The following is a 23,741-nucleotide window of genomic DNA, read 5'->3' on the forward strand; positions in this document are numbered from 1 at the left end:
ACGTGCATCAGGGGTTGCTTGCGTAGACTTCCTGCATGCGCTTGATCTCGGGGAGCCGGGCTCTGGCCTCCTCGTAGCCGCGTTCGATCGCCTCGCCGGCCCGGTGGAATTCGGAAAGGCCGATATAGCTGAGACGCGGCTGCAGCGAAATATCCGGCGGGTCGCCGGCAAGGCGGGCCCGGGCGATCCTGTCCTGGATGATGTTGAAGGCCTGCACCATGACGCCGGTCATGCCGAGGCGCGCATAGGGCGCCTCTTCCTGTTTCTGCACTTCCTGCGGCGAGAGGCTGGCATTGTGCCGGACGACGGCCGAGCGGCCGTAGAGATCGTAGTTGAGATTGACGGCGACGACGAGCGGCTGTTCGTAGGCGCGGCAGACGGAGACGGGGACGGGATTGACCAGTGCGCCGTCGACCAGCGTGCGGTGATTGCTGCGCACCGGCTCGAAAATGCCGGGCAGGGCATAGGAGGCGCGCAGCGCCGTAATCAGCGAACCGTTGGCAATCCAGACCTCATGGCCGGTATTGACCTCGGCCGCGACCGCGACGAACGGCCGGTCGAGATCCTCGACGTTCAGGCCTTCGAGATGTTCCTGCATGCGCTTGGTCAGCCGCATGCCGCCGAACAGGCCGCTGCCGCCGATGGTGAGATCGAGGAGACTTGCGATGCGGCGCATCGTCAGCGAGCGCGCGAAGCTTTCGAGTTCATCGAGCTTGCCGGCAAGATAGCAGCCGCCGACCAGCGCGCCGATCGAGGTGCCGGCAATCATGCCGATCTCGACCTTTGCCTCGTCGAGGGCGCGCAGCACGCCGATATGGGCCCAGCCGCGGGCAGCGCCGCCGCCGAGTGCCAGCGCGATCTTGATTTTCTTTTGAGGCGCAGGAGGCGGGAGCATATCGAGCGTGGTCGACATGCCGGAATCGGAACCCTCGCCTTCAGAGCTTTGACGATGCAGACTCCAGCTCAGCATGGCGCTCTCCCCTCCCAGCAGAACACTTGATTTTCGATAGTGTGCCCGATCAGTTTCCAAATGGTATAGAGATGCGGTTTCTGGCGCAATAAGGAGCAAATGCCAGGAATTTCAGGCTATTTTCCGTAGACATCCTGCGGATCGAAATGAAGCTCGTCGTCAACGATATCAAGCATCGGCTTTCCGTCTCGAAGCGTGATCGTCCGGTAGAAGCAGGAGCGGCGGCCGGTGTGACAGGTAGCGTCGTGGCCGGCGACCTCGACCTTCAGCCAGATGGCGTCCTGATCGCAATCGGTGCGGATTTCCTTCACCGTCTGGAGATTGCCCGAGGTTTCGCCTTTCTTCCAGAGCTTGCCGCGCGAACGGCTGAAATAGTGCGCCGTGCCGGTCTGGATGGTCAGCGCCAGCGCCTGGGCATTCATATGCGCCACCATCAGCAGCTCACCGTCGCCGGCATCGGTGACGATCGCGGTGATCAGGCCGCGGTCGTCGAAACGCGGCGTGAAATCGCCGGCGTCTTCCAACGCCGACTTGTCCTCGGATGGTTGATTGAAGATCAGTTGACTCATCGCGGCCCTCCTGAGGGAGCCGGTATCAGCGGCTCCGCACCATGGTCATGAAACGGGCCTGATCGGCCGGCTCAGTCTTGAACGTTCCCGTAAACGTCGTCGTCAACGTGGTCGAGCCCTGCTTCTGAACGCCGCGCATCGCCATGCACATATGTTCGGCCTCGATCAACACCGCGACACCGCGCGGATTAAGCGTATCGTCGATGGCCCGGGCGATCTGCGCGGTCATCGTTTCCTGCGTCTGCAGGCGGCGGCCATAGATCTCGACGACACGGGCAATCTTCGACAGGCCGAGCACGCGCCCGTCCGGCATGTAGGCGACGTGGGCCTTGCCGATGATCGGAACCATGTGGTGTTCGCAATGCGAGTAGAACGGAATATCCTTGACGAGAACCATGTCATCGTAACCGGCGACTTCTTCGAAGGTGCGACCGAGCACGTCTTCCGCCGCCATGTCGTAACCGGAAAAAAGCTCGCGGTACGATTTGACGACGCGGGCCGGCGTTTCGAGCAGGCCTTCACGCGTCGGGTCGTCACCGGCCCAGCGCAGCAGAACGCGAACGGCTTCCTCAGCCTCCTGCTGGGAGGGGCGATCCGAGTCGCGGTTCGTCTGCGGAAAGTTCTTTACGATGGCGTCCATGAACAATGGTCTCCTGGCCCGCACCGCGGACCCATCTGTCGGAATCGCCACTGGTCAATCCCATGCGGGAATTCATGCACCTTTGGCAGGCTCCGGGGCTTTCAGGGCAAGTTTAGCCCGTCCGGCACGGTTTCCCAATCAAACTTACACCAGGCCATTGCATTTTCATGGCCTTCGAACGACATACATATAGGAAGACGGCCATCGTATGTAAGTATCCTCACACGACACGGTGTGTTTTTTGTTTTGACGACAATAGCGCCCCCACAGAGGCCGATCCGCAGCGATTTTGGAGCGGAAATCCAGCATGGACGATATCTACAACAGCAAGATCCTCGAATTCGCCGGCAATATTCCGCTGACCGGCACGCTTGATGATGCCGATGCGAGCGCCCAGGCCCATTCCAAGCTCTGCGGCTCGAAGGTGCGGATCTGGCTGAAGATGGATGGCGACACCGTGACCGGTTTTGCTCATGACGTGAAGGCCTGCGCGCTCGGCCAGGCCTCGTCCTCGATCATGGCCCGCCATGTCGTCGGCGCCACATCGGACGAATTGCGCCAGGCCCGCCAGGACATGCTCGCCATGTTGAAGGCGGACGGGGCGGGGCCTCATGGACGATTCGAAGACATGCGCTATCTGCTGCCGGTGCGGGACTACAAGGCCCGCCATGCCTCGACGATGCTGACCTTCGATGCCGTCGTCGATGCGATCGGGCAGATCGAGGCGAAACGGGCGGAAGTTGTCGAGGCGTAACTGACATGTGCGAGTTCTGCGTTCGGCAGGCCGATGATGAGGACGACGGCGGTGCCGCCGGATCAGCAAAGCCGCGCGCAAAGGCCGCACGCACTTCCCGCAACTATACCGGTCCGTTCCGCAAGACGCCCGACCGGCTGCTCGGCATGGGGCTGATCCGCCTCTATCAGCTGACGCTTTCCGGCTTTGTCGGCAATTCCTGCCGCCATATCCCGACATGCTCCGAATATGGCTACGAGTCGATCGCCCGCCACGGCCTTTGGGCCGGCGGCTGGATGACGCTGTTTCGCGTCGGCCGCTGCGGCCCGGGCGGCACCAGCGGCCTCGACCAGGTGCCGGAGATGCTCGGCGACAGCTTGCGCTGGTGGACTCCCTGGCGTTATCTCGCCCTCGGGCGGAAGAAAGGGTGAGCGCCATGAGCACCTTCATCGCCCTGCTGCACAGCATTGTCCTGACACCCGACCGCCGCGTCATCATGCAGGATTTGCGCGCACTTGCCGAAGAGCTCGGTTATCGCGAGCCGCGCACGCTGGTTTCCACAGGCAATCTTGTCTTCGAGGCCGACGAGATGCGGCCGCACGAAGTCGAGACCCATCTGGAAGAGGGCTTTGAAGAAAAGTTCGGCAAACATGTCGATATCATCGTGCGCAGCGACTGCACCTGGATGGCGCTTTGCAGCACCAATCCCTTCAAGGACGGCAATGGCGACCAGGTCATCGTCCGGGTGATGCGTCTGCCGGTCGATCCCAAGAAGGTGGAGGCACTGAAACCACTGATGACGGAGGGACAGCGCATCGCCGTCGTTGGCGGCGATCTCTGGATCGATTTCGCCGGCAAGCCGAGCCAATCCAAGCTGCTGTCGGCGCTGACGACCAAGCGGCTCGGCGTCGGTACGATGCGCAACTGGAACACCGTACGCGGGCTGACTGAAATGATTATATAACCCCCGCTTTTTCTTTACTCAGACAGGAAATCTGGCTATCAGGCGGCTGCGCATTCAGCTCCGCGGAGGCGCTTTCATGTCAACCACCCGCATTCGTTGGCGGGACTGGACAAGGAGAATTTCGATGTCCCAAGCTATTTCCCTGACATTTCCCGATGGTTCCGTGCGCGGCTATGATGCCGGCGCAACCGGCCGGGATGTCGCCGAATCCATTTCCAAGTCGCTCGCCAAAAAAGCGGTCGCCGTTGCGATTGACGGTACCGTGCGCGACCTTTCCGATCCCGTGACGACCGGCAGGATCGAGATCATCACCCGCAATGACGACCGCGCGCTCGAACTCATCCGCCATGACGCGGCGCATGTCATGGCCGAAGCAGTGCAGGAGCTCTGGCCCGGCACCCAGGTGACGATCGGCCCGGTCATCGAAAACGGCTTCTATTACGACTTCGCCAAGAACGAGCCCTTCACACTCGACGATCTGCCGAAGATCGAAAAGAAGATGAAGGAGATCATCGCCCACAACGCCGCCTTCACCAAGCAGGTCTGGTCGCGCGAGAAGGCGAAACAGGTCTTCGCCGACAAGGGCGAGCAGTACAAGGTCGAACTCGTCGATGCGATCCCGGAAGGGCAGGATCTCAAGATCTATTACCAGGGCGACTGGTTCGACCTCTGCCGCGGTCCACACATGGCCTCGACCGGCCAGATCGGCAGCGCCTTCAAGCTCTTGAAGGTGGCCGGCGCCTATTGGCGCGGCGACAGCAACAATCCGATGTTGAGCCGCATCTACGGTACGGCTTTCGCCGAACAGTCGGAACTCGACAACTACCTGCATATGCTTGCCGAAGCCGAAAAGCGCGATCATCGCCGCCTTGGCCGCGAGATGGATCTCTTCCATTTCCAGGAAGAAGGTCCCGGTGTCGTCTTCTGGCACGGCAAGGGCTGGCGCGTATTCCAGACGCTGGTTGCCTATATGCGCCGCCGGCTTGCCGGCGACTATCAGGAAGTCAACGCGCCGCAGGTGCTCGACAAGTCGCTGTGGGAAACCTCCGGTCACTGGGGCTGGTACCGCGACAACATGTTCAAGGTGACTGTTGCCGGCGACGACACCGACGACGATCGTGTCTTCGCGCTGAAGCCGATGAACTGCCCCGGCCACATCCAGATCTTCAAGCACGGGCTGAAATCCTACCGCGAGCTGCCGATCAGGCTTGCCGAATTCGGCAATGTCCACCGCTACGAACCGTCAGGCGCGCTGCACGGGCTGATGCGCGTGCGCGGTTTCACGCAGGACGATGCCCATATCTTCTGCACCGACGAGCAGATGGCCGCCGAATGCCTGAAGATCAACGATCTGATCCTTTCGGTCTACAAGGATTTCGGCTTCGATGAAGTCACCATCAAGCTCTCGACCCGGCCGGACAAGCGCGTCGGTTCGGATGATCTCTGGGACCGCGCCGAAAGCGTGATGATGGGCGTGCTGGAGACGATCCAGCAGCAGTCCAACAATATCAAGACCGGCATCCTGCCGGGTGAGGGCGCCTTCTACGGGCCGAAGTTCGAATATACGCTGAAGGATGCGATCGGCCGCGAATGGCAGTGCGGGACGACGCAGGTCGACTTCAACCTGCCGGAACGGTTCGGCGCCTTCTACATCGACAGCAACTCGGAAAAGACGCAGCCGGTGATGATCCATCGCGCCATCTGCGGCTCGATGGAGCGTTTCCTCGGCATCCTGATCGAGAACTTCGCGGGCCATATGCCGCTCTGGGTATCGCCGCTGCAGGTGGTGGTCGCAACGATCACCTCGGAAGCCGACGCCTACGGGCTTGAGGTGGCCGAGGCGCTGCGTGAGGCCGGCCTCAACGTCGAGACCGACTTCCGCAACGAGAAGATCAACTACAAGGTCCGCGAGCATTCGGTCACCAAGGTTCCTGTCATCATCGTCTGCGGCAGGAAAGAGGCCGAGGAGCGCACGGTCAACATCCGCCGCCTCGGCAGCCAGGACCAGGTTTCGATGGGGCTAGACGCCGCCGTCGAGAGCCTTGCCCTCGAAGCGACGCCGCCCGACATCCGTCGCAAGGCCGAAGCAAGGAAAGCCAAGGCGGCCTGAAAACAGCCAGGAACCGACAGCGCCGGGCTTCGGCGCTGTCGGAAGTCTGATCTACAGCCGCAATGTTGCCGCCATGATCAGAGAACGGATCACCCGAGCTGCAATGCTTCAGACAATGGCCGATGCCAGTGATGGAACGCGCGTCTGAAGCGTTCTCGATCTGCGCGTCTTCTACAAACATCTCGGCCAAGCCGAAGCCGCTTGCGGTAAAATCAATCGAGGCTGGTGTCGTTGCCGCCCTGCGGCACGAGCTGTTCGTAGGACGGCAGCGGCGCCACCGGGGCCGGCTGGACACCCGGCGGTGTCGGTGTGCCCACAGGCACCTGCTGTACCGTGCGGGCCGCGTCGCTCACCGGCGGCTGCGGCTGCTGGTCCTTCATCAGAACCTCGACATCGGTGTTCCTGCCGGCGACGACGGTGAAATCGCGCTGGTAGATCTTGTCCTTGTTGCGGGCGACGGCGGAATATCCGCCTTCGGCGAGAACCATAGTCGGGAAGGCGCTGACGCTTTCGCCGACACTGTCGCCGGCTGCCGTCAGGATCGACCATGCCGTATCGGCGACCGCCTCGCCGCCGGTATTGGAGACCAGCTTGAAGGTGATCTGCGCGGCACGATGCTGGATCGTCGCCTCGGTCAGTTTGCCGGCATCGACCTGGATGTCGGCGCGGATCACGGCATTGACGCTGCCATATTCGGAAACGATGTGATAGGTGCCGGCATTGAGACGGACGACGGTATTCGGCGAGACATCGGCCACCACGAGGCCGCGCTCGCCATCGTCGCGCACTTCCGAGGAATAGATCGAGAAGCTCAACTGGTCGGGGCGAATGCGGGCGTCGGCGCCGGAGACGGCATTGAGCAGCAGGCCGCCGGCATCGAGCACCATCACCTGCTTGTCTACCTCGCCTTCAGCGGGCACGGTCAGTTTCTTGGTGACCCCGGCGCGGCCGAAGGAGACGTTGACGAAATAATCGCCGGGGGCGAGCTGGAAGGCGGCGGGGCCGCCCTTGGCGCTGGCGATCAGCGGCAGCTTGCCATCGGTTCCGGCGATCGGGCTGAAGACGTACCAGGAAAGGCCCTCTTCAACCGGCGTGCCGTCGGCCGTCAGCTTGGCTTCCATCGGAACGTCGCGCAGCTTGACCCCTTCGGGCACCGTGCCGGGCGCGATAAAGGCATCGAGCTTCGGCATCTTCGGTGTCGATTCAAGCTGTTTGAATTCCTTGAAGGCATCCTGAGCGCCGGCGCCGAGGGGCATCAATACCATCAGGGCAATGGCAAGGCCGATGCGTGCAAAAGGCAAAATGCCAAACATCTGTTTCGTGAACCGATTGACTTCTGAAATCGCAAAGGTCACTTCAAGACCAACGCGATGGCAAATTCAAGACCCACCCTTTGCAGCAGCATAAAAATGAGAGCTTCTCCCGTATGAAATCCGATATCAAGCTGATCGACTACCTCGCCGTGCGCCGCTCCATCCCCGCTTTCCAGATGTGCGAACCAGGCCCCGAGAAAGCTGAGATCGAGGAGATCCTGCGTCTTGCCTCGCGTGTTCCCGATCACGGCAAGATCGCGCCCTGGCGCTTCATCGTCTATCGCGGAGAGCAGCGCGTGCGTCTCGGAGAGGAACTTCTGACGCTGGCGCTTCAGACAAAGCCCGACCTTTCCGAAGAGATGATCCAGGTCGAGCGCAGCCGTTTCACCCGTGCGCCGGTGGTGGTCGCCATCGTCAGCAAGGCGGGGCCGCATATCAAGATCCCGGAATGGGAGCAAATGATGTCGGCAGGCGCGCTTTGCTTCAACGTCATCCTCGCCGCCAATGCCAATGGTTATGTCGCCAACTGGCTGACGGAGTGGTTCGCCTATGATGAGCGCGCCTATCCGCTGCTCGGCGTCGGACCTGATGAAAAGGTGGCGGGCTTCATCCATATCGGCTCGACGACATTTCCGGCGATCGAGCGGCCGCGGCCGGAGCTTGCCGACACCGTGACCTGGGTTGGCGGAGAAGACTGATGTTCTACACCACCGACAGCAACCGGCACGGGCTCGCGCATGATCCGTTCAAGGCGATCGTGTCGCCGCGCCCGATCGGCTGGATCGGCAGTAAGGGCAGGGACGGATCGATCAATCTGGCGCCCTATTCCTTCTTCAATGCCGTTGCCGACCGGCCGAAGCTGGTGATGTTTTCTTCGGCCGGGCGCAAGCACAGCCAGCGCAATGCGGCCGAGACCGGTGTCTTCACCTGCAATTTCGTCAGCCGCGATCTCGCTGAAAAGATGAACCTCTCCTCGGCGGCGCTGCCCTACGGCGACAGCGAATTCGATTTTGCCGGCCTGACGGCGAAGCCGGCCGAACTGATCGACGCGCCCTATGTCGGCGAGGCTTTCGCGGTGCTCGAATGCAGGGTGACCGAGATCATCGAACCGAAGACGCTGTCGGGCGAACCATCCGAAAACGTCCTCGTCTTCGGCGAAGTGGTCGGCATCCGTATCGATGAAGCGATCGTCAGGGACGGCCGCCTCGACATGTCGATCGCCCGACCGTTGGCCCGCATGGGCTACATGGATTACAGCGAAGGCAGCGATGTTTTCGAGATGATCCGGCCGCAGACGCGGCAAGGCTGAGCCGAACCGGCAAGGCGTCCAAAGGCTTAAGAAACATGGTGAACCAATCTTAAACCTTTTGCCACTACGGTCGCAGCATTGAATGGAGCGCGAGGGAATCGCGTTCAAATGCTGGGGCGTCGCGTGATCGTAGAAGCTTTCCTTCGCTGGATCGAAACGGCCAAGACCGGTGACCGGGCCCGGGCCGCAAACGCCCTCGGGCGCGCCTATCTGCAGTCCGAAATGTCCGCGGACGAGCGGGCGGCGGCCGAAATGGCGATGACCTTTCTTCTCGACGATCCGTCGCCGCGCGTGCGGCTTGCGCTTGCCGAGGCGATCGCCTGGTCGCCCGATGCGCCGCGCAACCTTATTCTTTCGCTTGCCGAAGACCAGCCCGAGGTCGCCTGCCACGCGGTGACCTGCTCGCCACTTTTGAGCGACGCCGATCTCGTCGACCTTGCCGCGCGCGGCAACGGCGCCACCCGCATGCTGATCGCCGCCAGAGCGCATCTGACACGCCCGGTCTCCGCCGCCCTTGCGGAGGTCGGCGACGAGGAAGAACTGCTCTGCCTGCTGGAGAACGACGGCGCGGTGATCTCCAGCCTATCGTTGAAACGCATCGCCGAACGGCTCGGCGACTGCTGCGATATTCGCAACCTGCTTCTCGACCGCAGCGATCTTCCCGCCGATGCCCGGCAATTGCTGACCCAGCATGTCAGCAATGCGCTGGTCGGCCTGCCGCTGGCACAGGCGGCGATCGGCCTGCAGCGGCTTCAGCGCATCAGCCGCGAGGCGACCGAGGCCGCCATCGTTTCGATCGCCGGCGACATCGCGCCGCGCGAAATACCCGATCTCGTCCAGCATCTGCGCCTCAACGGCCGGCTGACGCCGTCCTTCCTGATGCATGCGCTCTGTGCCGGCAAGGTAGATTTCTTCGCCGGCGCGATCGTCGATCTGACCGCGTGCAGCGAGCGCCGCGTGCGCTCGATCCTGGCAACCGGGCGCATGCATGCGGTGCGCGCGCTCTATGAATCCGCCGGCCTGCCGAGGGACATCAGCGTGATCTTCGTCGAAGCGACGATGCTGTGGCGCGACGCCGCCAGAAAAGCGCCGGCCAGCGTGCTCGGCAATGTCTGCGGCCGTCTTCTCGAAAAATTCCGCCATCACGACGCGCATGGCGCAATCGGCGAGTTGCTCGACATGGTGGAAAAGCTGCACGTTAACGAGCAGCGACAATCCGCGCGCGTCTACGCGGCGCTTGCGGCCGCTTAATCGGCCAGCCGCGTCACCACCCAGGAATAGCTGGCGGAGACGAAGTGCACGGGTTTGGTCAGTGTGTCCTTGACGCTTCTGCCCGAGGGCAGGTGGGCGCGGACCTGGCCGGCGATGCCTTCTGCAAAACCGGCAATCCTTCCTGCGGGTTGGGGCGCTGCGACAGCGACCTCGGGCGCGGCGGCAGGCACGGGCGCCGATTTCGGCGGCTCGGCGGCGGCGATGGCTTTCGGCGCCTCGCACACCGCAATCACCGAGGGATAGTTGACATTCACATAGGTCTTCAGCCGTCGTTCGGCTTCGGCATCGCAGGCGGCAACGGTTTCCCAGCGTTTATCGACCGTCGCGACATAATTGCACTGGCTGATGGAATCGTCGCAGCCGAGAATGGTCATCGCGATCAGCACCGCTTGCATATTCTGCTTCCTTGATTATTGAGCACATCATCGTCTTAGAGGGCGCAATTCCAACCGAATGAAGGCAAGGACGCTAACTGTTCGTCATATCGGGGGAAATATTGTCACGCGCCGGCAGAGGGAGCCAACATGTCCGTCACCATCGCTCTTGAACCGCCACGCCAGGAGGGCGTCATCCGGCTTCTCGATCTCTCTGATGCCTATGCGCAATCGCTCTATCCTGCGGAGAGCAACCATCTGGTCGACCTTTCCGTGCTGGAGAAGCCTTCGGTGAGCTTCCTCGTCGCGCGCAATGGCGATGCGACCGTCGGCTGCTGCGCGCTGGTCGAGGCCGGCGACGGCACGGCGGAGATCAAGCGCATGTTCGTCGACCCCGAGGCGAGGGGGCTGAGGATCGCCAGCGGCCTGATGAATGCGCTCGAAGCGATCGCCGGGGAAAAGGGTCTAACGGCGATCCGGCTTGAAACCGGCATCTACCAGCCCGAGGCGATCGCTCTCTACCGCAAATACGGATATCGGGAAATCGAGCCGTTCGGCAGCTATCTGCCGGATCCGCTCAGCCTGTTCATGGAAAAGCGGCTGGGATAGCCGGTTGCGAAGCCATGTTCAGCCTTCGGCGACGCGCGGCATGGTTTTCGGCGAACCGGGGACCGGCGGCGGGGCCTGTTCGTCGATGATGATCTGCGGACCGGTTTCGCTCTTGTCGGCGTTGCGGGCTTCGTGGATCCATTCGCGCCAGATGGCGACGATCAGCGCCATCAGCACCGGGCCGATGAAGAGGCCGAGGAAACCCATCGTCTTGACGCCGCCGACGAGGCCGAAGAAGGTCGGCAGGAAGGGTAGCTTGATCGGACCGCCGACGAGCTTCGGCCGCAGCGTCTTGTCGACGATGAAGAGCTCGACCGTCCCCCAGACGAAGAGACTGATGCCGGCGACATGCGAGCCGCTCGCCAGCAGATAGATGGAGACCAGCGTGAAGGAGAGCGGCGCACCGCCCGGTATCAGCGCCATCACGCCCGTCAGCACGCCGAGCGTCACCGGCGAGGGCACGCCGGCAATCCAGTAGGCAAGACCGAGCACGATGCCTTCGCCGATCGCGATCAGCGTCATGCCCATGACGGTTGAGCTGATCGTCGCCGGCACGACGCGAGAAATTCGCTCCCAGCGGTTGGGCAGGATGCGCTCACCCAGCATGTCGATCTGCTTGGAGAAGGAGAAGCCGTCGCGATAAACGAAGAACAGCGCGATCAGCATGAAAAGCAGCGTCAGCAGCAGATGGAAGGCGCCGCCGCCGGCCGCCAGCACGGCACGGTATATGTTGCCGATATTGGCGCCGCTGACCGCCTGGATGACCTCGCCGAGCGCGCCGGGACTGCCGATATATTTTGTCCAGACTTCATCGAGATAGGCGCCGGCCCAAGGCAGCGCGACGATCCAGTTTGGCGTCGGGGCGCCGGCACGGTTGGCGTGGATTGCCCAGGCGACCCAGGTGCGCACTTCGCCCGTCGTATAGGTGACCGCAAGCCCGATCGGGATGACCAGGAAGGTGATAATCAGGATGATGGCGATGGTCGCGGCGATTGTCGTATTGCCGCCGACGCGGGCAAGAAGCTTGCGGTAGAGCGGCCAGCTGGCAAAGCCGATGACGAGGGCTGCGAGCACCGGCACGAGGAAGCCGTAGAAGAAATAGACGCCGGCAGCGACGACTAGGACCAGCAGCCAGCGCGCCGCCGAAATGGAGGGAATCAGCGGCGTACGCGTCTGAGCCGACGATCCGAGCCATCGCGGTTCATGATTGCTTTTCTGACGGTCGAACACACCCACGCGCGCCTCTTCTTTTTCTTGTACTCTGGTTATGGGCCATCAACCCGGTGGTTTCAAGGTCCGCACCGTGAAAGCGTATACAAAGCGTGCCTATTCGACCCTCATATCCGGACGTCTTACTGCTGCGGGCGGTTGAGAACCTTGAAGGCATAGAATTGCGTCTTCTGGCCGGCCGAGAAATTATTGTCGGAGCCGAGAATGAGAACATCGGTGCCGTCCTTGGCCTTGCCGAGCGACATGGCCTCGATATTGTCGGGAACGAGGCCGATCGCCCTCAAATCGAGGACCTGGCTTTTGCGGACGGGGACGACGCGCTGGTCGTTTTTGGCGAGGGACGCGATGGCGGATACATCGGTGGCATCAGTCAGATCCATCATCATGATCTTGATGGTGTTGCCGAAGCCCTGGGCATAGCTGCGTTCGACGGCGAGCAGGCGGTGATCGTCGAGGGCAAAAATCTCCGACATGCCGTTGTCATTGCCGCCGTCGGCCTTGGTGGCGGCCTGCGGGATCGGCGAGACGGGGTAGACGTACTCAGCCTTCGGCTCGCCGGTGGCGCCGTCATAGCGGACGATGCGCGACAGGCTGCCCGACGTCAGCGAGGGGTTCGGACCATCCTGGTAAAGGGCCGCTTCAACACCGACGAAAACGTCGCCGGAGGGCGCGATGGCAAGATCCTCGAAGGCAAGATTGTCCCGGATGCCGGTCGACTTGTCCGCGGTCGGCGCAAAGCCCTCCGGCAGCATGAATTCGCGGACGAAGGAACCGTCCGGCGAAGCAACGCGGACGAAGGGTGCCAGCAGCGCCTTGCCGTCGCCTTCGCTGCCCCAATAGATGCCGTCCTTGCCGAGGCGGATCGATTCCGGATCGACGGTCCGGGCAGCGAAGGGCTCGCCATTCTTGTCCTTCAGGGTCACCTGCTTGACGACCGAAACGCCCTTGAGGCCCGACGCGTCGAGATCGACTTCGAGTTCATAGAAACGGGCAGGGCCTCTTTCCGAACGGTCGTCGCTGATGGCGATATAGTGGCCGGAGGCGGCATCGAAATCGAGGCCGGAAATACCGCCGAATTCGACGCCGTTTTCCATGTGGCCTGTGGGGATGACGAATTCACCGAGATAGGAGAGCGAGATGCCAGCGGCGCAATCGCCGAAGGGGCAGGCGGTCTTGAAGGTGGCGCCGATATCGGTGGCCCCAATATCTGTGGTGCTGGCGGTGACGGTGCTGGACAGGAGAACGAAAGCGGCAGCCGCGAGAAAACGCTTGGTCATGACAAATATCCGGCAAGGGGTTTGAAAACGGTTCGACCGGCGCAAATGCTCCCTGGGGGAGGCACGCCGACCGTTTAATGCGCCGGTTGTTTGACGGAGTTGTTACGGTTCTTCGTCAGTTCCGTGAAATCGTGAATGCTAAATTGCGGCGCGCCGAACCCGTGTCTATCCGACCGTTTGGCGCGCTCGACCTAATACCCTAGATATCGAGGTTTTCAGCGAAAGCCGCACGGTCCTGGATGAAGCGGAAGCGGGCTTCCGGCTTGGTGCCCATCAGATCGTCGACGGCGGCGCGCGTGCCTTCGAAATCCACCTCGTCGATCAGCACCTTGAGCAGAGTGCGCTTGGACGGATCCATGGTGGTTTCCTTGAGCTGGGCGGGCATCATTTCGCCGAGACCTTTGAAGCGGCTGATCTCGACCTTGACCTTGCCCTTAAACTCCGTCTGCATCAGCTCGGCGCGATGATTGTCGTCGCGGGCATAGGCGGATTTCGCCCCTTGGGTGATTTTGTAAAGCGGCGGCACGGCAAGGAAGAGATGGCCGCCGCGCACCAGCTCCGGCATCTCCTGATAGAAGAAGGTGATGAGCAGCGATGCGATATGGGCGCCGTCGACGTCGGCATCGGTCATGACGATGATGCGCTCGTAGCGCAGGTCTTCGTCGCGATATTTCGAGCGCGTGCCGCAGCCGAGAGCCTGGACGAGATCGGCGAGCTGCTGGTTGGCGCCAAGTTTTTCGCGGCCGGCGCTGGCAACGTTGAGGATCTTGCCACGCAGCGGCAGAATTGCCTGATTGGCGCGGTTGCGCGCCTGCTTGGCCGAACCGCCTGCCGAATCACCCTCGACGATGAAGAGTTCGGCGCCTTCGGCGGTGTTCTGCGAGCAATCGGCGAGCTTGCCGGGCAGGCGCAATTTGCGCACCGCACTCTTGCGGTTGACTTCCTTTTCCTTCCGGCGGCGCAGGCGCTCCTCGGCGCGCTCGATCACCCAGTCAAGCAGCTTGGCCGACTCATTCGGATTGTCGGCAAGGTAATGGTCGAAGGGATCGCGGAGCGCGTTCTCGACGATGCGCTGCGCCTCGACGGTCGCAAGCCTGTCCTTGGTCTGGCCGACGAATTCCGGCTCGCGAATGAAGACCGACAGCATGCCGACCGCCGAGATCATCACGTCGTCGGTGGTGATCTGCGCGGCGCGCTTGTTCTGCGTCAGCTCGGCATAGGCCTTCAGGCCCTTGGTCAGCGCAATGCGCAGCCCCGCCTCATGCGTGCCGCCTTCGGTCGTCGGGATGGTGTTGCAATAGGAATGCACCTGAGGATCGCCGCCATACCAGGTGATCGCCCATTCCATCGAGCCGTGGCCGCTCACCTTCTCCGTCTTGCCGGCAAAGATCTCGCGGGTGACGGTGAACTCCTTGCCCATCGTCGCCTGGAGATAGTCCTTCAGGCCGCCGGGGAAGTGGAAGACGGCCTTGTCAGGGACCTCGGAGCCTTCGGGCAGCACGCCCGCCTCACAGCTCCAGCGGATTTCGACGCCGCCGAACAGATAGGCTTTCGAGCGCGCCATGCGGAAGACGCGGGCGGCATCGAACTTCATGTGATCCCCAAAGATCTGGGGGTCGGGATGGAAGCGCACGCGGGTGCCGCGGCGGTTGTGAACGTCGCCCAACTCTTCGAGACCGCCCTGCGGCAGGCCGCGGGAGAAGCGTTGGCGGTAGAGTTTGCGGTTTCGCGCCACCTCGACCTCGAGGTCGTCGGAAAGCGCGTTGACGACCGAGACGCCGACGCCGTGCAGGCCGCCTGAAGTTTCGTAAGCCTTGCCGTCGAATTTACCGCCGGCATGCAGCTTGGTCATGATGACTTCGAGCGTCGACTTGCCCGGCACCTGCGGATGGTTCTCGACCGGGATGCCGCGGCCGTTGTCGGAGACGGTGAGATAACCCTCGAGGTCGAGATAGACCTCGATGAAATTGGCATGCCCGGCGACCGCTTCGTCCATCGCGTTGTCGATGACTTCGGCAAAGAGGTGGTGCAGCGCCTTTTCATCGGTGCCGCCGATATACATGCCCGGGCGCATGCGCACCGGCTCGAGGCCTTCGAGGACGCGGATCGACGAGGCGCCGTAATCATCGGAGTTCGAGGCGGCGGGCGCCGGGCGTGCGGAGGCTCCGGCAGCCGGGGGTGCTGCCGCTGCGGCGGGCGCAGCCGTCACCGGCGGCCGTTCGGCGGGCGCCGCAGGCTTCTGCGCCTCCTCGCGTTTTTCAGAGAGGGGCATTCCGGAAAAGAGGTCGTTGCTATCGTCCATGGAGCCGTTCAGATCTTCATCCTGTCTTAGGTCTGGCCTGGGCGGGCATCCGCCGCCGACCCAAAATCACCGCATTTCATGCCACGTTTGCGAATCAGGCAGATTTTGCCAGAAAGCACCTCTATACGCGACACCGCCGGTTTGCGCGGGCTTTTCCCAAATGATTTGCGTTGCCGGGCGCAGAATGGCAAGCGGCGGCAGGCTTCAGGAACCATCCGAATGCGAATGTCCACAAGTCATTGCACCATCATCACCGCAATTGCGGCCTTTTTCTTGTCCGCGGCCATTCTGTCCGCTGTTGGTCCGGCAGAGGCGGCCGACGCTTTGCCGCCTTTCAAGGACGACCTGTTTTCCAAGCAGACCGTGCTGCAGACAGACGACGGCGGCGCCTTCGAGGTCATCGACTATGACGAGATGCGCGATATCAACGGCCGCGACCAGATCCCGCAAAAGCGGGTGCAGCAGAAATATGTGGCGCTCGGCATCCGCAAGGCGCAAGCGGACGAGACGCTGTCTCTCGACGGCATCAAGCTCGATGTCACCAGGGTGGGACCGGCCGGGAATGCCGCCTTTACGGTGATTTTCATCCATGGGCGCGACGGCGACCGCCGGCTCGGCGCCAACGACTACAGCTTCGGCGGGAATTTCAACCGGCTGAAGAACCTCGTCGCCGGCAATGGCGGCGCTTATTATTCGCCGACGGTCAAAAGCTTCGACAGCAGCGGCGTTGCGGCGATCGCCGGCCTCATCCGCTATGCCAGCGCGCAATCGCCCGGCCGGCCGATCATCCTTTCCTGCGCCTCGATGGGCAGCCAGGTCTGCTGGGGCATTGCGCGCGATGGTGACAGCGTCAAGCGGCTGAAGGGCATGCTGATCCTGAGCGGGGTGACCGATCCCGATTTCACCAGGAGCGCCTTCTACAAGGCGAAGCTGCCGCTCTGGTTGGCCCATGGCAGCCGCGACCCGGTCTATGCAGCCACAGACCAGCAGGCGCTGTTCGAAAGCCTGCATAAGGCAAAGTATCCGGCGCGTTTCACGCTGTTTCAGACCGGCAATCACGGGACGCCGATCCGGATGATCGACTGGCGTAAGGTGTTGAACTGGATTCTGGCTGGCTAAAGCATGTCGCACAAAAGTGTGCGGCGGTTTTTGCGATAACGACATGCGTAAAAATACCGAAAGGGCGGTTTTCGGCAGAAATATGCGCGGGATCGACGAGATTCCCCTTACGTCAGGGGCATGATGCTTTTCTTTGCCACAAGCTTTTGATATTGCCCAAGGCATATGCAGATTGTGGAAGGCCAGCATGACCCCTGACGTGCGCCCGCTTGTGGCGGGAAACTGGAAAATGAATGGCATGCGTGCCTCCCTGGATCAGATCAAGGCGATCGCCGAGGGTGTTCGCCCGCCGCTGGCCGACAAGCTCGAAGCGCTGATCTGCCCGCCGGCGACGCTGCTCTATGTGGCGACGGCGCTGTGCACCGACAGCCCGCTGGCGATCGGGGCTCAAGACTGCCATCAGAACCCGTCCGGTGCGCATACCGGTGACATCTCGGCCGAGATGATTGCCGATTGTTTCGGCACCTATGTCATCGTCGGCCATTCCGAGCGGCGCACCGACCATGCCGAAACCGACCATCTAGTGCGCGCCAAGGCGGAGGCCGCCTTCGCCGCAGGGCTGACAGCGATCATCTGCATCGGCGAGACCGCGGATGAACGCCGGACAGGCCAGGCGCTCGACGTCATCAAGCGCCAGCTTTCCGCCTCGGTTCCGGACGGCGCCACCGCTGAGAGCACAGTCATCGCCTACGAGCCGATCTGGGCGATCGGCACCGGCGTGACGCCGACATCAGGTGATGTCGAAAAGGCGCATGCCTTCATGCGGGCAGAGCTCGTGGCCCGCTTCGGCGACGAAGGCCGCAAGATGCGTCTTCTCTATGGCGGCTCGGTCAAGCCGGCCAATGCCCATGAGCTGATGGGCATTGCCAATGTCGACGGCGCGCTGATCGGCGGAGCGAGCTTGAAAGCGGCCGACTTCCTCGCCATCTACCGGGCCTATGAGGCGCTGCTCGCCTGAGGCATTTTTTATTCCTGGGTTTATTCCCGAGTTTATTCCTGGCCGAAGGGCTTGGAATAGATGAAAGCCTCATGTAAAGAGCCGCCAGAATTCTTACTTATGTCCGTCTCCAGGCGGGCAGGACTGGACCCATGCAGACCGTATTGATTGTCATCCATCTCATGATCGTGCTCGCCCTTGTCGGCGTCGTGCTCATCCAGCGCTCGGAAGGCGGCGGCCTTGGCATCGGCGGCGGTTCCGGCTTCATGTCGGCCCGCGGCACGGCCAATGCGCTGACGCGCACGACCGCGATCCTTGCGACCCTGTTTTTCCTGACCTCGCTCGGCCTCGGCATCCTGACGCGTTACGAGGGCCGTCCGAGCGACATTCTCGACCGCATTCCGGCAACAGGCGGCCAGGGCAACGGTATTCTCGATTCGCTCGGCGGCGCGCAGGCTCCGGCAACCCCGCCGGCCGGCAACGGCGTTCCGAGCAGCGGCGCGGCAGCACCCGCACCGCAGGCTCCCGCCGCTCCAGCGACTGGGGCGCCGGCAACTGGCACTCCGGCCCCGGCGGCCACCGCGCCTTCAACGACTGCTCCGGCAACGCCCGCAGCTCCGGCCGCGCCGGCACCGGCTCAGCCCTCCGGCGTCCCGACGGGACAGTAAACCGGTCTTCGACATAAACCGCCGGCAGGCCCTCGGGTCTGCCGGTTTTCTTTTGTTCAGATTCCTGCGCCACGCATCGAAAGTTCTGGAAAAGAATTTTTGGGCTGGTGGAATCGTTTTTGAAAAGGTATCCGGTGAATCCCATGGCGCGATACGTATTCATCACTGGCGGCGTGGTTTCCTCTCTCGGAAAAGGAATTGCGGCCGCGGCTCTCGGAGCGTTGCTGCAGGCCCGTGGATATCGGGTTCGGCTTCGCAAGCTCGACCCCTATCTGAACGTGGACCCGGGCACGATGAGCCCGACCCAGCACGGCGAGGTCTTCGTCACCGACGACGGCGCGGAAACCGATCTCGATCTCGGTCACTACGAACGCTTTACGGGGCGTTCGGCGACCAAGACCGACAACATCACCACCGGCCGCATCTACAAGAACATCATCGACAAGGAACGGCGCGGCGACTATCTCGGCGCGACCGTGCAGGTCATCCCGCACGTCACCAACGAGATCAAGGATTTCGTCATCGAGGGCAATGACGACTACGATTTCGTCATCTGCGAGATCGGCGGCACGGTCGGCGACATCGAAGCGATGCCGTTCATGGAAGCGATCCGCCAGCTCGGCAACGACCTGCCGCGCGGTACCGCCGTCTACGTTCACCTGACGCTGATGCCCTATATTCCGGCGGCCGGCGAACTCAAGACCAAGCCGACGCAGCATTCGGTGAAGGAACTGCAGGCACTCGGCATTCATCCCGATATCCTGCTGGTGCGCGCCGACCGGGAAATTCCGGAAGCCGAACGCCGCAAGCTCTCGTTGTTCTGCAACGTTCGCCCGTCCGCCGTCATTCAGGCGCTCGACGTCGCCAACATCTACGATGTGCCGATCGCCTACCACAAGGAAGGCCTCGACGACGAAGTGCTCGCGGCCTTCGGTATCGAGCCGGCGCCGAAGCCGCGGCTCGACCCGTGGGAAGAGGTCTGCAACCGCATCCGCACGCCGGAGGGCGAGGTGACGATCGCGATCGTCGGCAAATATACCGGCCTCAAGGATGCCTATAAGTCGCTGATCGAGGCGCTGCATCACGGCGGCATCGCCAATCGCGTCAAGGTCAACCTCGAATGGATCGAGTCCGAGGTCTTCGAAAAGGAAGATCCGGCGCCCTATCTGGAAAAGGTGCACGGCATCCTCGTGCCCGGCGGCTTCGGTGAACGCGGTTCGGAAGGCAAGATCCACGCTGCCCGCTTTGCCCGCGAGCGCAAGGTGCCGTATTTCGGTATCTGCTTCGGCATGCAGATGGCGGTCATCGAGGCGGCGCGCAATCTCGCCGACGTGTCCGGTGCCTCCTCGACCGAATTCGGCCCGACGAAAGAGCCGGTAGTGGGCCTGATGACCGAATGGGTCAAGGGCAACGAGTTGCAGAAGCGCACGGCAGCCGGGGATCTCGGCGGCACGATGCGCCTCGGCGCCTACAAGGCGGCGCTGAAGAAGGGCACGAAGATCTCGGATATCTACGGTTCCACCGATATTTCCGAGCGTCATCGCCACCGCTACGAGGTCAATATCGACTACAAGGATCGGCTCGAAAACTGCGGCCTGGTCTTTTCCGGCATGTCGCCGGACGGCGTTCTGCCGGAGACGATCGAATATCCGGATCATCCCTGGTTCATCGGCGTGCAGTACCACCCGGAACTGAAGAGCCGGCCGCTCGACCCGCATCCGCTATTTGCCAGCTTCATAGAAGCGGCGACGGAACAGAGCCGTCTCGTCTGATGCATGCAAACCAGATCGCGTTGTTTCAGGCGCGATCTGGATAACATCCATGCCTGCTCTAACTTGCCGGCATGACCCCTTCACGCAGCACGACCGTCTCACGCTTCATCGCAGCGCCGCGCGAGCGCATCTACCGCGCCTTCCTCGATGCCGATGCGGTCGCCACCTGGCTTCCGCCTGATACGATGAAGGGCATCGTCCATGCCTTCGAGGGCAGGGAAGGCGGCGCCTTCAGCATGTCGCTCGTCTATCCCGACGACGAGGCATCGCAACCGGGCAAGACCTCCGACAAGACGGACAGGTTCGAAGGGCGCTTTGCCAAGCTCGTGCCGGATGAAAACATCGTCTGGGCTACGGTCTTCGATTCCGAGGACGAGGGCTTTTCCGGCGAGATGACCGTCAGCACGATGTTGTCGACTGCGGATGGAGGCACCAATGTGACGATGGTCAGTGACAATATTCCGTCCGGGATCCGCCTCGAAGACAATGAGGAAGGGTGCCGCTCGACGCTCGACAAGCTGGCTGCTTTCGTCGGCGGTTGAGGATCGGCGGCAGGACATGCTGCCGCCGAATTCACTTTCAGGCAGCGGCGGGCAGCGGCCCGATATAGACCGAACGTGGACGGATCAGCCGGCCGTCGAGCGCCTGTTCGCGGGCATGGGCCAGCCATCCGACGGTGCGGCCGATCGCGAAGACGCCGGTGAAGGCCTCGCGGGGAAAGCCGAGCGCTTCGAGCAGCAGCGCGGTATAAAACTCGACATTGACGTCGAGCGGCCGGTTCGGCTTGCGTGCCTTCAGGATCGCCAATGCAGCGACCTCCACGGCTTCCGCCAGAGCGCCGCGGGCGCTGTTTACCTGTCCGGTTGATATCAGCGGCTTCAGCGCGCTCTTCAGCGCATCGGCGCGCGGATCGCGGACGCGATAGATGCGGTGGCCGAAGCCCATCAGCCTTTCGCCGCGGTCGAGCGCTTCGCCGAGCCACGAGTAAGCATTCTCCGCCGTTCCGATCGCATCCAGCATGTCGAGCACGGGACCGGGCGCGCCGCCATGCAGCGGCCCTTTCAGCGCGCTCACCGCCGCGAGTACGGAAGAGGTGAGGCCGGCCTGCGTCGAGGCAATGACGCGCGATGCGAAGGTCGAGGCATTGAGGCCATGGTCCGAAATCGTCACGAGATAGGTGTCGAGTGCCGCTGTCTGCTCCCTGGTCGGCAATTTTCCGGTCAGCATACGCAGGATATCGGCCGCCTGCGGCAGCGAGGCGTTGGGCGCGATCGCTCTTTTGCCGCTTTGCATGCGAAGGATCGCCGGCAGGAAAACTGCGGGCGCAGCGAGAAGGCTGAGAGCGGTATCGAAATCCTCGCCGTCGGGCAGGCGGGCGATCAGCGCCCGCATCGCATCAACAGGAGGCAGAGCGAGCAGGGCGGTATCGGCGGCCTTGATATGGCCGAAAATCCTCGTTCGCGCCTGCGCCAACCAGTCGCGCAATTCCGCTTCGTCGAAGCCTTTTTCCATCAGCCCATCGAGCAATAGGGCGGCGACGCCTTCATAGGTGCCGTCTGCAACCAGGTGATCCAGCGATACGCCGCGGATGATCAGTCGTCCCGCTTCGCCATCGACATCCGAAAGCTGCGTTTCGGCAGCAATGACATCTTCCAAGCCGTTTTTCATGTTGTTTCTCCTTTACGGTCCGGATGATCCGACCTAGTTTCATTGACGTCAATCTTGACGCAATTGATCAATATGAGGTTCCGATGTCTTGGCTGACCGCCGAGGAGGCGCTGCAGGCGCTGAAGACCAAGCCGCAGACGCTTTACGCCAATGTCAGCCGCGGGCGCATCCGCGCCAAGGCGGATCCCGCCGACTCGCGCCGCAGCCTCTACCAGGCCACCGACGTACAGCGGCTTGCCGAACGCCATGCCGGCCGCCGCAAGACCGAAACGGTCGCCGCCGAGGCGATCCGCTGGGGCGATCCGGTTCTGTCGTCGGCAATCTCCACCATCATCGGCGGGCGGCTTTTCTATCGCGGAAAGGATGCTGCCGGTTTCGCTGAAGTCGCGACGCTGGAGCAGACGGCGGCACTGCTCTGGAGCGGCGCGGAGCCACTCTCCTCCGGCAGCGGGACCGGACATGCCTCTCCGTCGCTTCAGGCGGCATTCCTGGCGCTGGCAGGGCGGGTGACATCGGATCTGCCGTCGCTCGGCCGCTCGCAGTCAGCACTTCGCCGTGAAGCAAGCGGGGTTCTCTACACGGTCGCCAATGCGCTGGCGCCTGGGCCTTTCGACCAGCCGCTGCATTTGCGGCTTGCGGCAAGCTGGCAGCGGCCGGATGCTGCCGATTGTCTACGCCGCGCGCTGGTGCTGCTTGCCGATCACGAACTCAACGCTTCAACCTTTGCGGCGCGGGTCACGGCATCGGCGGGTGCAGCCCTTTCGGCCACCGTGCTGTCCGGGCTGGCGACGCTGACAGGGCCGCTGCATGGTGCCGCCTGGCAAGGCGTCGACGCCTTGATCGAGACCGCTTCCGCGCTTGGGGCGGAGCAGGCGATTTGCCGTACGCTTGCCCAGGGCAATCGCCTGTCGGCCTTCGGCCATCCGCTCTATCCCGATGGCGATGTCAGAGCCTTGGCGCTGCTGTCGCACTTCCCTCTGCCGCCGCAGTTTGCCGAAGTCCGGGAAGTGGGCGAGGAGATGGTCGGCGAGAAGGTCAACGTCGATTTTGCGCTTGCCGCAATGGCCGCCGCCTTCGATCTCCCAAGGGAGGCGCCGATCATCATTTTCTCGCTTGCCCGTTCAGTCGGTTGGCTTGCCCATGCAATGGAACAGATCCACAGCGGCGAATTGATCCGGCCGCGGGCGCGTTATACCGGACCGGCGCCTGAAACGGATAATAGAACGTAATAATTCCGCCGGCGATTGCGATGATTTGCTTTTTTGGTCTAGGGAAATATTTGAATTCGGCTATCATGCTTCATATTAGAAGACGGTTGGGAAGAAGACGGTTGGCGGGCGCTTTCCAAAAGAGCTGTTCCGCACGGTCAAGGGGACTTTCCATGAATACGACGTTTCGCAGCCTGCTTGCCGCCGCACTCGCTGCCGGCCTCATTCCGCATGGGGCGGCCTTTGCGCAGTCTGCCGGCTGCACGGTATCGCGTGATGCCGGCGCCCGCCAGGTGCTCAGTTGTCCCGGCGGCGTCACGGTGACGGCGGAGGCCGGCGCGGCCTACAGCCTCGTCGACCGCAACCGTGACGGCAGCCCCGATTCGGCATCGCTGCGCCGCAAGGCCATTCTCGTCGATGTCGATAATGCCCAGCACGCCGGTGGTTTCCAGGTCGTGACACCGCAGGCGATCGCGGCCGTGCGCGGCACCCAATGGGCTGTCGATGTCGCAGGCGGCCAGACCTCGGTGCTGGTCGTCAGAGGCAGCGTCGCGGTCCGCCGGCCGTCCGGCGAGCCGGTGGTGCTGTCGCCGGGCGAGGGCGTCGACGTTACCGCCGGAACCGAACCCCTCGTCGTGCGTCGCTGGCCGGCGCCGCGCGCCGCTGCCCTTCTTGCCCGTCTCGGCCAATAAGTCCC

Annotated in this window: 24 protein-coding genes; 15 read left to right on the forward strand and 9 right to left on the reverse strand. The window is 62.6% G+C overall.

Features of this window, described 5'->3' with window-relative positions; translation table 11 throughout:
• Nucleotides 1–7 precede the first annotated feature (7 nt).
• The 3 genes from G9X67_RS12055 to folE all read right to left on the reverse strand — a co-directional run bounded on the left by G9X67_RS12055 (nt 8) and on the right by folE (nt 2,179).
• Entirely contained in the window at nt 8–970 is a 963-nt protein-coding gene (locus G9X67_RS12055; protein WP_062944308.1) for a patatin-like phospholipase family protein, read from the reverse strand.
• A 116-nt stretch (nt 971–1,086) separates the two neighbouring features.
• Nucleotides 1,087–1,539 (reverse strand): phosphoribosyl-AMP cyclohydrolase, encoded by a 453-nt coding sequence (gene hisI, locus G9X67_RS12060; protein WP_017964406.1) that lies wholly within the window; start codon nt 1,537–1,539, stop codon nt 1,087–1,089.
• Between the two features lie 25 nt (nt 1,540–1,564).
• Nucleotides 1,565–2,179 (reverse strand): GTP cyclohydrolase I FolE, encoded by a 615-nt coding sequence (gene folE, locus G9X67_RS12065; protein ID WP_017960561.1) that lies wholly within the window; start codon nt 2,177–2,179, stop codon nt 1,565–1,567.
• A 307-nt stretch (nt 2,180–2,486) separates the two neighbouring features.
• On the opposite strand from folE, the gene G9X67_RS12070 reads away from it, so the two are divergent.
• The 4 genes from G9X67_RS12070 to thrS all read left to right on the forward strand — a co-directional run bounded on the left by G9X67_RS12070 (nt 2,487) and on the right by thrS (nt 5,986).
• Nucleotides 2,487–2,933 (forward strand): iron-sulfur cluster assembly scaffold protein, encoded by a 447-nt coding sequence (locus G9X67_RS12070; RefSeq protein ID WP_017960560.1) that lies wholly within the window; start codon nt 2,487–2,489, stop codon nt 2,931–2,933.
• Nucleotides 2,934–2,938: 5 nt separating this feature from the next.
• Nucleotides 2,939–3,343, forward strand: coding sequence for a membrane protein insertion efficiency factor YidD (gene yidD / locus G9X67_RS12075; protein WP_138329374.1), 405 nt, complete (start codon nt 2,939–2,941; stop codon nt 3,341–3,343).
• Nucleotides 3,344–3,348: 5 nt separating this feature from the next.
• Nucleotides 3,349–3,876 carry a DUF1697 domain-containing protein gene (locus G9X67_RS12080; RefSeq protein ID WP_062944392.1) on the forward strand — a complete coding sequence of 176 codons (528 nt, stop codon included), beginning with the start codon at nt 3,349–3,351 and terminating at the stop codon, nt 3,874–3,876.
• A 124-nt stretch (nt 3,877–4,000) separates the two neighbouring features.
• Nucleotides 4,001–5,986, forward strand: coding sequence for a threonine--tRNA ligase (gene thrS / locus G9X67_RS12085; protein ID WP_171598750.1), 1,986 nt, complete (start codon nt 4,001–4,003; stop codon nt 5,984–5,986).
• Nucleotides 5,987–6,198: 212 nt separating this feature from the next.
• Here thrS and G9X67_RS12090 read toward each other — a convergent pair whose 3' ends face one another.
• Nucleotides 6,199–7,299: a hypothetical protein gene (locus G9X67_RS12090; protein ID WP_171598751.1), complete on the reverse strand. Its 1,101-nt coding sequence runs from the start codon at nt 7,297–7,299 to the stop codon at nt 6,199–6,201.
• Between the two features lie 113 nt (nt 7,300–7,412).
• Between G9X67_RS12090 and G9X67_RS12095 the strand changes: the two genes are divergently transcribed.
• From G9X67_RS12095 to G9X67_RS12105, 3 genes are all read left to right on the forward strand, one after another.
• Complete coding sequence (locus G9X67_RS12095) at nt 7,413–7,997, forward strand: nitroreductase (RefSeq protein WP_029874172.1); 585 nt, start codon at nt 7,413–7,415, stop codon at nt 7,995–7,997.
• Nucleotides 7,997–8,608, forward strand: coding sequence for a flavin reductase family protein (locus G9X67_RS12100; RefSeq protein WP_171598752.1), 612 nt, complete (start codon nt 7,997–7,999; stop codon nt 8,606–8,608). The genes G9X67_RS12095 and G9X67_RS12100 overlap by 1 nt, the downstream gene beginning before the upstream one ends.
• Nucleotides 8,609–8,716: 108 nt before the next feature.
• Nucleotides 8,717–9,859 carry a DUF2336 domain-containing protein gene (locus tag G9X67_RS12105; RefSeq protein ID WP_171598753.1) on the forward strand — a complete coding sequence of 381 codons (1,143 nt, stop codon included), beginning with the start codon at nt 8,717–8,719 and terminating at the stop codon, nt 9,857–9,859.
• Here the strand turns inward: G9X67_RS12105 and G9X67_RS12110 are convergent.
• Nucleotides 9,856–10,275, reverse strand: coding sequence for a hypothetical protein (locus tag G9X67_RS12110; protein WP_171598754.1), 420 nt, complete (start codon nt 10,273–10,275; stop codon nt 9,856–9,858). The genes G9X67_RS12105 and G9X67_RS12110 overlap by 4 nt on opposite strands.
• A gap of 129 nt (nt 10,276–10,404) precedes the next feature.
• Between G9X67_RS12110 and G9X67_RS12115 the strand changes: the two genes are divergently transcribed.
• The gene (locus G9X67_RS12115; protein WP_171598755.1) at nt 10,405–10,863 is read left to right on the forward strand and encodes a GNAT family N-acetyltransferase; all 459 of its coding nucleotides are present in this window, start codon (nt 10,405–10,407) and stop codon (nt 10,861–10,863) included.
• A gap of 18 nt (nt 10,864–10,881) precedes the next feature.
• On the opposite strand, the gene G9X67_RS12120 is transcribed toward G9X67_RS12115, so the two are convergent.
• The 3 genes from G9X67_RS12120 to parE all read right to left on the reverse strand — a co-directional run bounded on the left by G9X67_RS12120 (nt 10,882) and on the right by parE (nt 15,672).
• On the reverse strand, nt 10,882–12,099 hold the full coding sequence (locus tag G9X67_RS12120) for an AI-2E family transporter (RefSeq protein WP_017960548.1): 1,218 nt from the start codon (nt 12,097–12,099) through the stop codon (nt 10,882–10,884).
• Between the two features lie 116 nt (nt 12,100–12,215).
• Nucleotides 12,216–13,370, reverse strand: coding sequence for an esterase-like activity of phytase family protein (locus G9X67_RS12125; protein ID WP_171598756.1), 1,155 nt, complete (start codon nt 13,368–13,370; stop codon nt 12,216–12,218).
• 199 nt (nt 13,371–13,569) lie between these two features.
• A complete protein-coding gene (parE, locus tag G9X67_RS12130; RefSeq protein ID WP_138329385.1) occupies nt 13,570–15,672 on the reverse strand; it encodes a DNA topoisomerase IV subunit B in 2,103 nt (700 codons plus the stop codon).
• 219 nt (nt 15,673–15,891) lie between these two features.
• Between parE and G9X67_RS12135 the strand changes: the two genes are divergently transcribed.
• From G9X67_RS12135 to G9X67_RS12155, 5 genes are all read left to right on the forward strand, one after another.
• Nucleotides 15,892–16,791: an alpha/beta hydrolase gene (locus G9X67_RS12135; RefSeq protein WP_138329386.1), complete on the forward strand. Its 900-nt coding sequence runs from the start codon at nt 15,892–15,894 to the stop codon at nt 16,789–16,791.
• 187 nt (nt 16,792–16,978) lie between these two features.
• Entirely contained in the window at nt 16,979–17,749 is a 771-nt protein-coding gene (gene tpiA, locus G9X67_RS12140) for a triose-phosphate isomerase (protein ID WP_138329387.1), read from the forward strand.
• Nucleotides 17,750–17,880: 131 nt separating this feature from the next.
• The gene (gene secG / locus G9X67_RS12145; protein WP_138329388.1) at nt 17,881–18,396 is read left to right on the forward strand and encodes a preprotein translocase subunit SecG; all 516 of its coding nucleotides are present in this window, start codon (nt 17,881–17,883) and stop codon (nt 18,394–18,396) included.
• Between the two features lie 143 nt (nt 18,397–18,539).
• Entirely contained in the window at nt 18,540–20,168 is a 1,629-nt protein-coding gene (locus tag G9X67_RS12150; RefSeq protein WP_012757532.1) for a CTP synthase, read from the forward strand.
• Nucleotides 20,169–20,239: 71 nt separating this feature from the next.
• Nucleotides 20,240–20,710, forward strand: a complete 471-nt coding sequence (locus G9X67_RS12155) for an SRPBCC family protein (protein ID WP_138329389.1) — start codon at nt 20,240–20,242, stop codon at nt 20,708–20,710.
• Between the two features lie 37 nt (nt 20,711–20,747).
• Here G9X67_RS12155 and G9X67_RS12160 read toward each other — a convergent pair whose 3' ends face one another.
• Nucleotides 20,748–21,836, reverse strand: coding sequence for a citrate synthase/methylcitrate synthase (locus tag G9X67_RS12160; RefSeq protein ID WP_138329390.1), 1,089 nt, complete (start codon nt 21,834–21,836; stop codon nt 20,748–20,750).
• An 83-nt stretch (nt 21,837–21,919) separates the two neighbouring features.
• On the opposite strand from G9X67_RS12160, the gene G9X67_RS12165 reads away from it, so the two are divergent.
• The gene (locus G9X67_RS12165; protein WP_138329391.1) at nt 21,920–23,065 is read left to right on the forward strand and encodes a citrate synthase; all 1,146 of its coding nucleotides are present in this window, start codon (nt 21,920–21,922) and stop codon (nt 23,063–23,065) included.
• A gap of 152 nt (nt 23,066–23,217) precedes the next feature.
• A complete protein-coding gene (locus G9X67_RS12170; RefSeq protein WP_138329392.1) occupies nt 23,218–23,736 on the forward strand; it encodes a FecR domain-containing protein in 519 nt (172 codons plus the stop codon).
• Nucleotides 23,737–23,741: the final 5 nt, after the last annotated feature.

It is taken from the genome of Rhizobium sp. WYCCWR 11152 (genome assembly GCF_013087615.1).
Classification (GTDB): Bacteria; Pseudomonadota; Alphaproteobacteria; order Rhizobiales; family Rhizobiaceae; genus Rhizobium; species Rhizobium indicum.

Excerpts from the sequence above, each read along its gene's own strand:
- G9X67_RS12170 (WP_138329392.1), top strand. The coding sequence starts at position 23,218 with ATGAATACGACGTTTCGCAGCCTGCTTGCCGCCGCACTCGCTGCCGGC.
- G9X67_RS12115 (WP_171598755.1), top strand. The coding sequence starts at position 10,405 with ATGTCCGTCACCATCGCTCTTGAACCGCCACGCCAGGAGGGCGTCATC.
- G9X67_RS12125 (WP_171598756.1), bottom strand. The coding sequence starts at position 13,370 with ATGACCAAGCGTTTTCTCGCGGCTGCCGCTTTCGTTCTCCTGTCCAGC.
- folE (WP_017960561.1), bottom strand. The coding sequence starts at position 2,179 with ATGGACGCCATCGTAAAGAACTTTCCGCAGACGAACCGCGACTCGGAT.
- G9X67_RS12105 (WP_171598753.1), top strand. The coding sequence starts at position 8,717 with ATGCTGGGGCGTCGCGTGATCGTAGAAGCTTTCCTTCGCTGGATCGAA.
- G9X67_RS12135 (WP_138329386.1), top strand. The coding sequence starts at position 15,892 with ATGCGAATGTCCACAAGTCATTGCACCATCATCACCGCAATTGCGGCC.
- thrS (WP_171598750.1), top strand. The coding sequence starts at position 4,001 with ATGTCCCAAGCTATTTCCCTGACATTTCCCGATGGTTCCGTGCGCGGC.
- G9X67_RS12070 (WP_017960560.1), top strand. The coding sequence starts at position 2,487 with ATGGACGATATCTACAACAGCAAGATCCTCGAATTCGCCGGCAATATT.
- G9X67_RS12155 (WP_138329389.1), top strand. The coding sequence starts at position 20,240 with ATGACCCCTTCACGCAGCACGACCGTCTCACGCTTCATCGCAGCGCCG.
- G9X67_RS12090 (WP_171598751.1), bottom strand. The coding sequence starts at position 7,299 with ATGTTTGGCATTTTGCCTTTTGCACGCATCGGCCTTGCCATTGCCCTG.
- G9X67_RS12150 (WP_012757532.1), top strand. The coding sequence starts at position 18,540 with ATGGCGCGATACGTATTCATCACTGGCGGCGTGGTTTCCTCTCTCGGA.
- G9X67_RS12100 (WP_171598752.1), top strand. The coding sequence starts at position 7,997 with ATGTTCTACACCACCGACAGCAACCGGCACGGGCTCGCGCATGATCCG.
- G9X67_RS12160 (WP_138329390.1), bottom strand. The coding sequence starts at position 21,836 with ATGAAAAACGGCTTGGAAGATGTCATTGCTGCCGAAACGCAGCTTTCG.
- G9X67_RS12080 (WP_062944392.1), top strand. The coding sequence starts at position 3,349 with ATGAGCACCTTCATCGCCCTGCTGCACAGCATTGTCCTGACACCCGAC.
- secG (WP_138329388.1), top strand. The coding sequence starts at position 17,881 with ATGCAGACCGTATTGATTGTCATCCATCTCATGATCGTGCTCGCCCTT.
- G9X67_RS12165 (WP_138329391.1), top strand. The coding sequence starts at position 21,920 with ATGTCTTGGCTGACCGCCGAGGAGGCGCTGCAGGCGCTGAAGACCAAG.
- G9X67_RS12055 (WP_062944308.1), bottom strand. The coding sequence starts at position 970 with ATGCTGAGCTGGAGTCTGCATCGTCAAAGCTCTGAAGGCGAGGGTTCC.
- hisI (WP_017964406.1), bottom strand. The coding sequence starts at position 1,539 with ATGAGTCAACTGATCTTCAATCAACCATCCGAGGACAAGTCGGCGTTG.
- tpiA (WP_138329387.1), top strand. The coding sequence starts at position 16,979 with ATGACCCCTGACGTGCGCCCGCTTGTGGCGGGAAACTGGAAAATGAAT.
- G9X67_RS12095 (WP_029874172.1), top strand. The coding sequence starts at position 7,413 with ATGAAATCCGATATCAAGCTGATCGACTACCTCGCCGTGCGCCGCTCC.
- G9X67_RS12110 (WP_171598754.1), bottom strand. The coding sequence starts at position 10,275 with ATGCAAGCGGTGCTGATCGCGATGACCATTCTCGGCTGCGACGATTCC.
- parE (WP_138329385.1), bottom strand. The coding sequence starts at position 15,672 with ATGGACGATAGCAACGACCTCTTTTCCGGAATGCCCCTCTCTGAAAAA.
- yidD (WP_138329374.1), top strand. The coding sequence starts at position 2,939 with ATGTGCGAGTTCTGCGTTCGGCAGGCCGATGATGAGGACGACGGCGGT.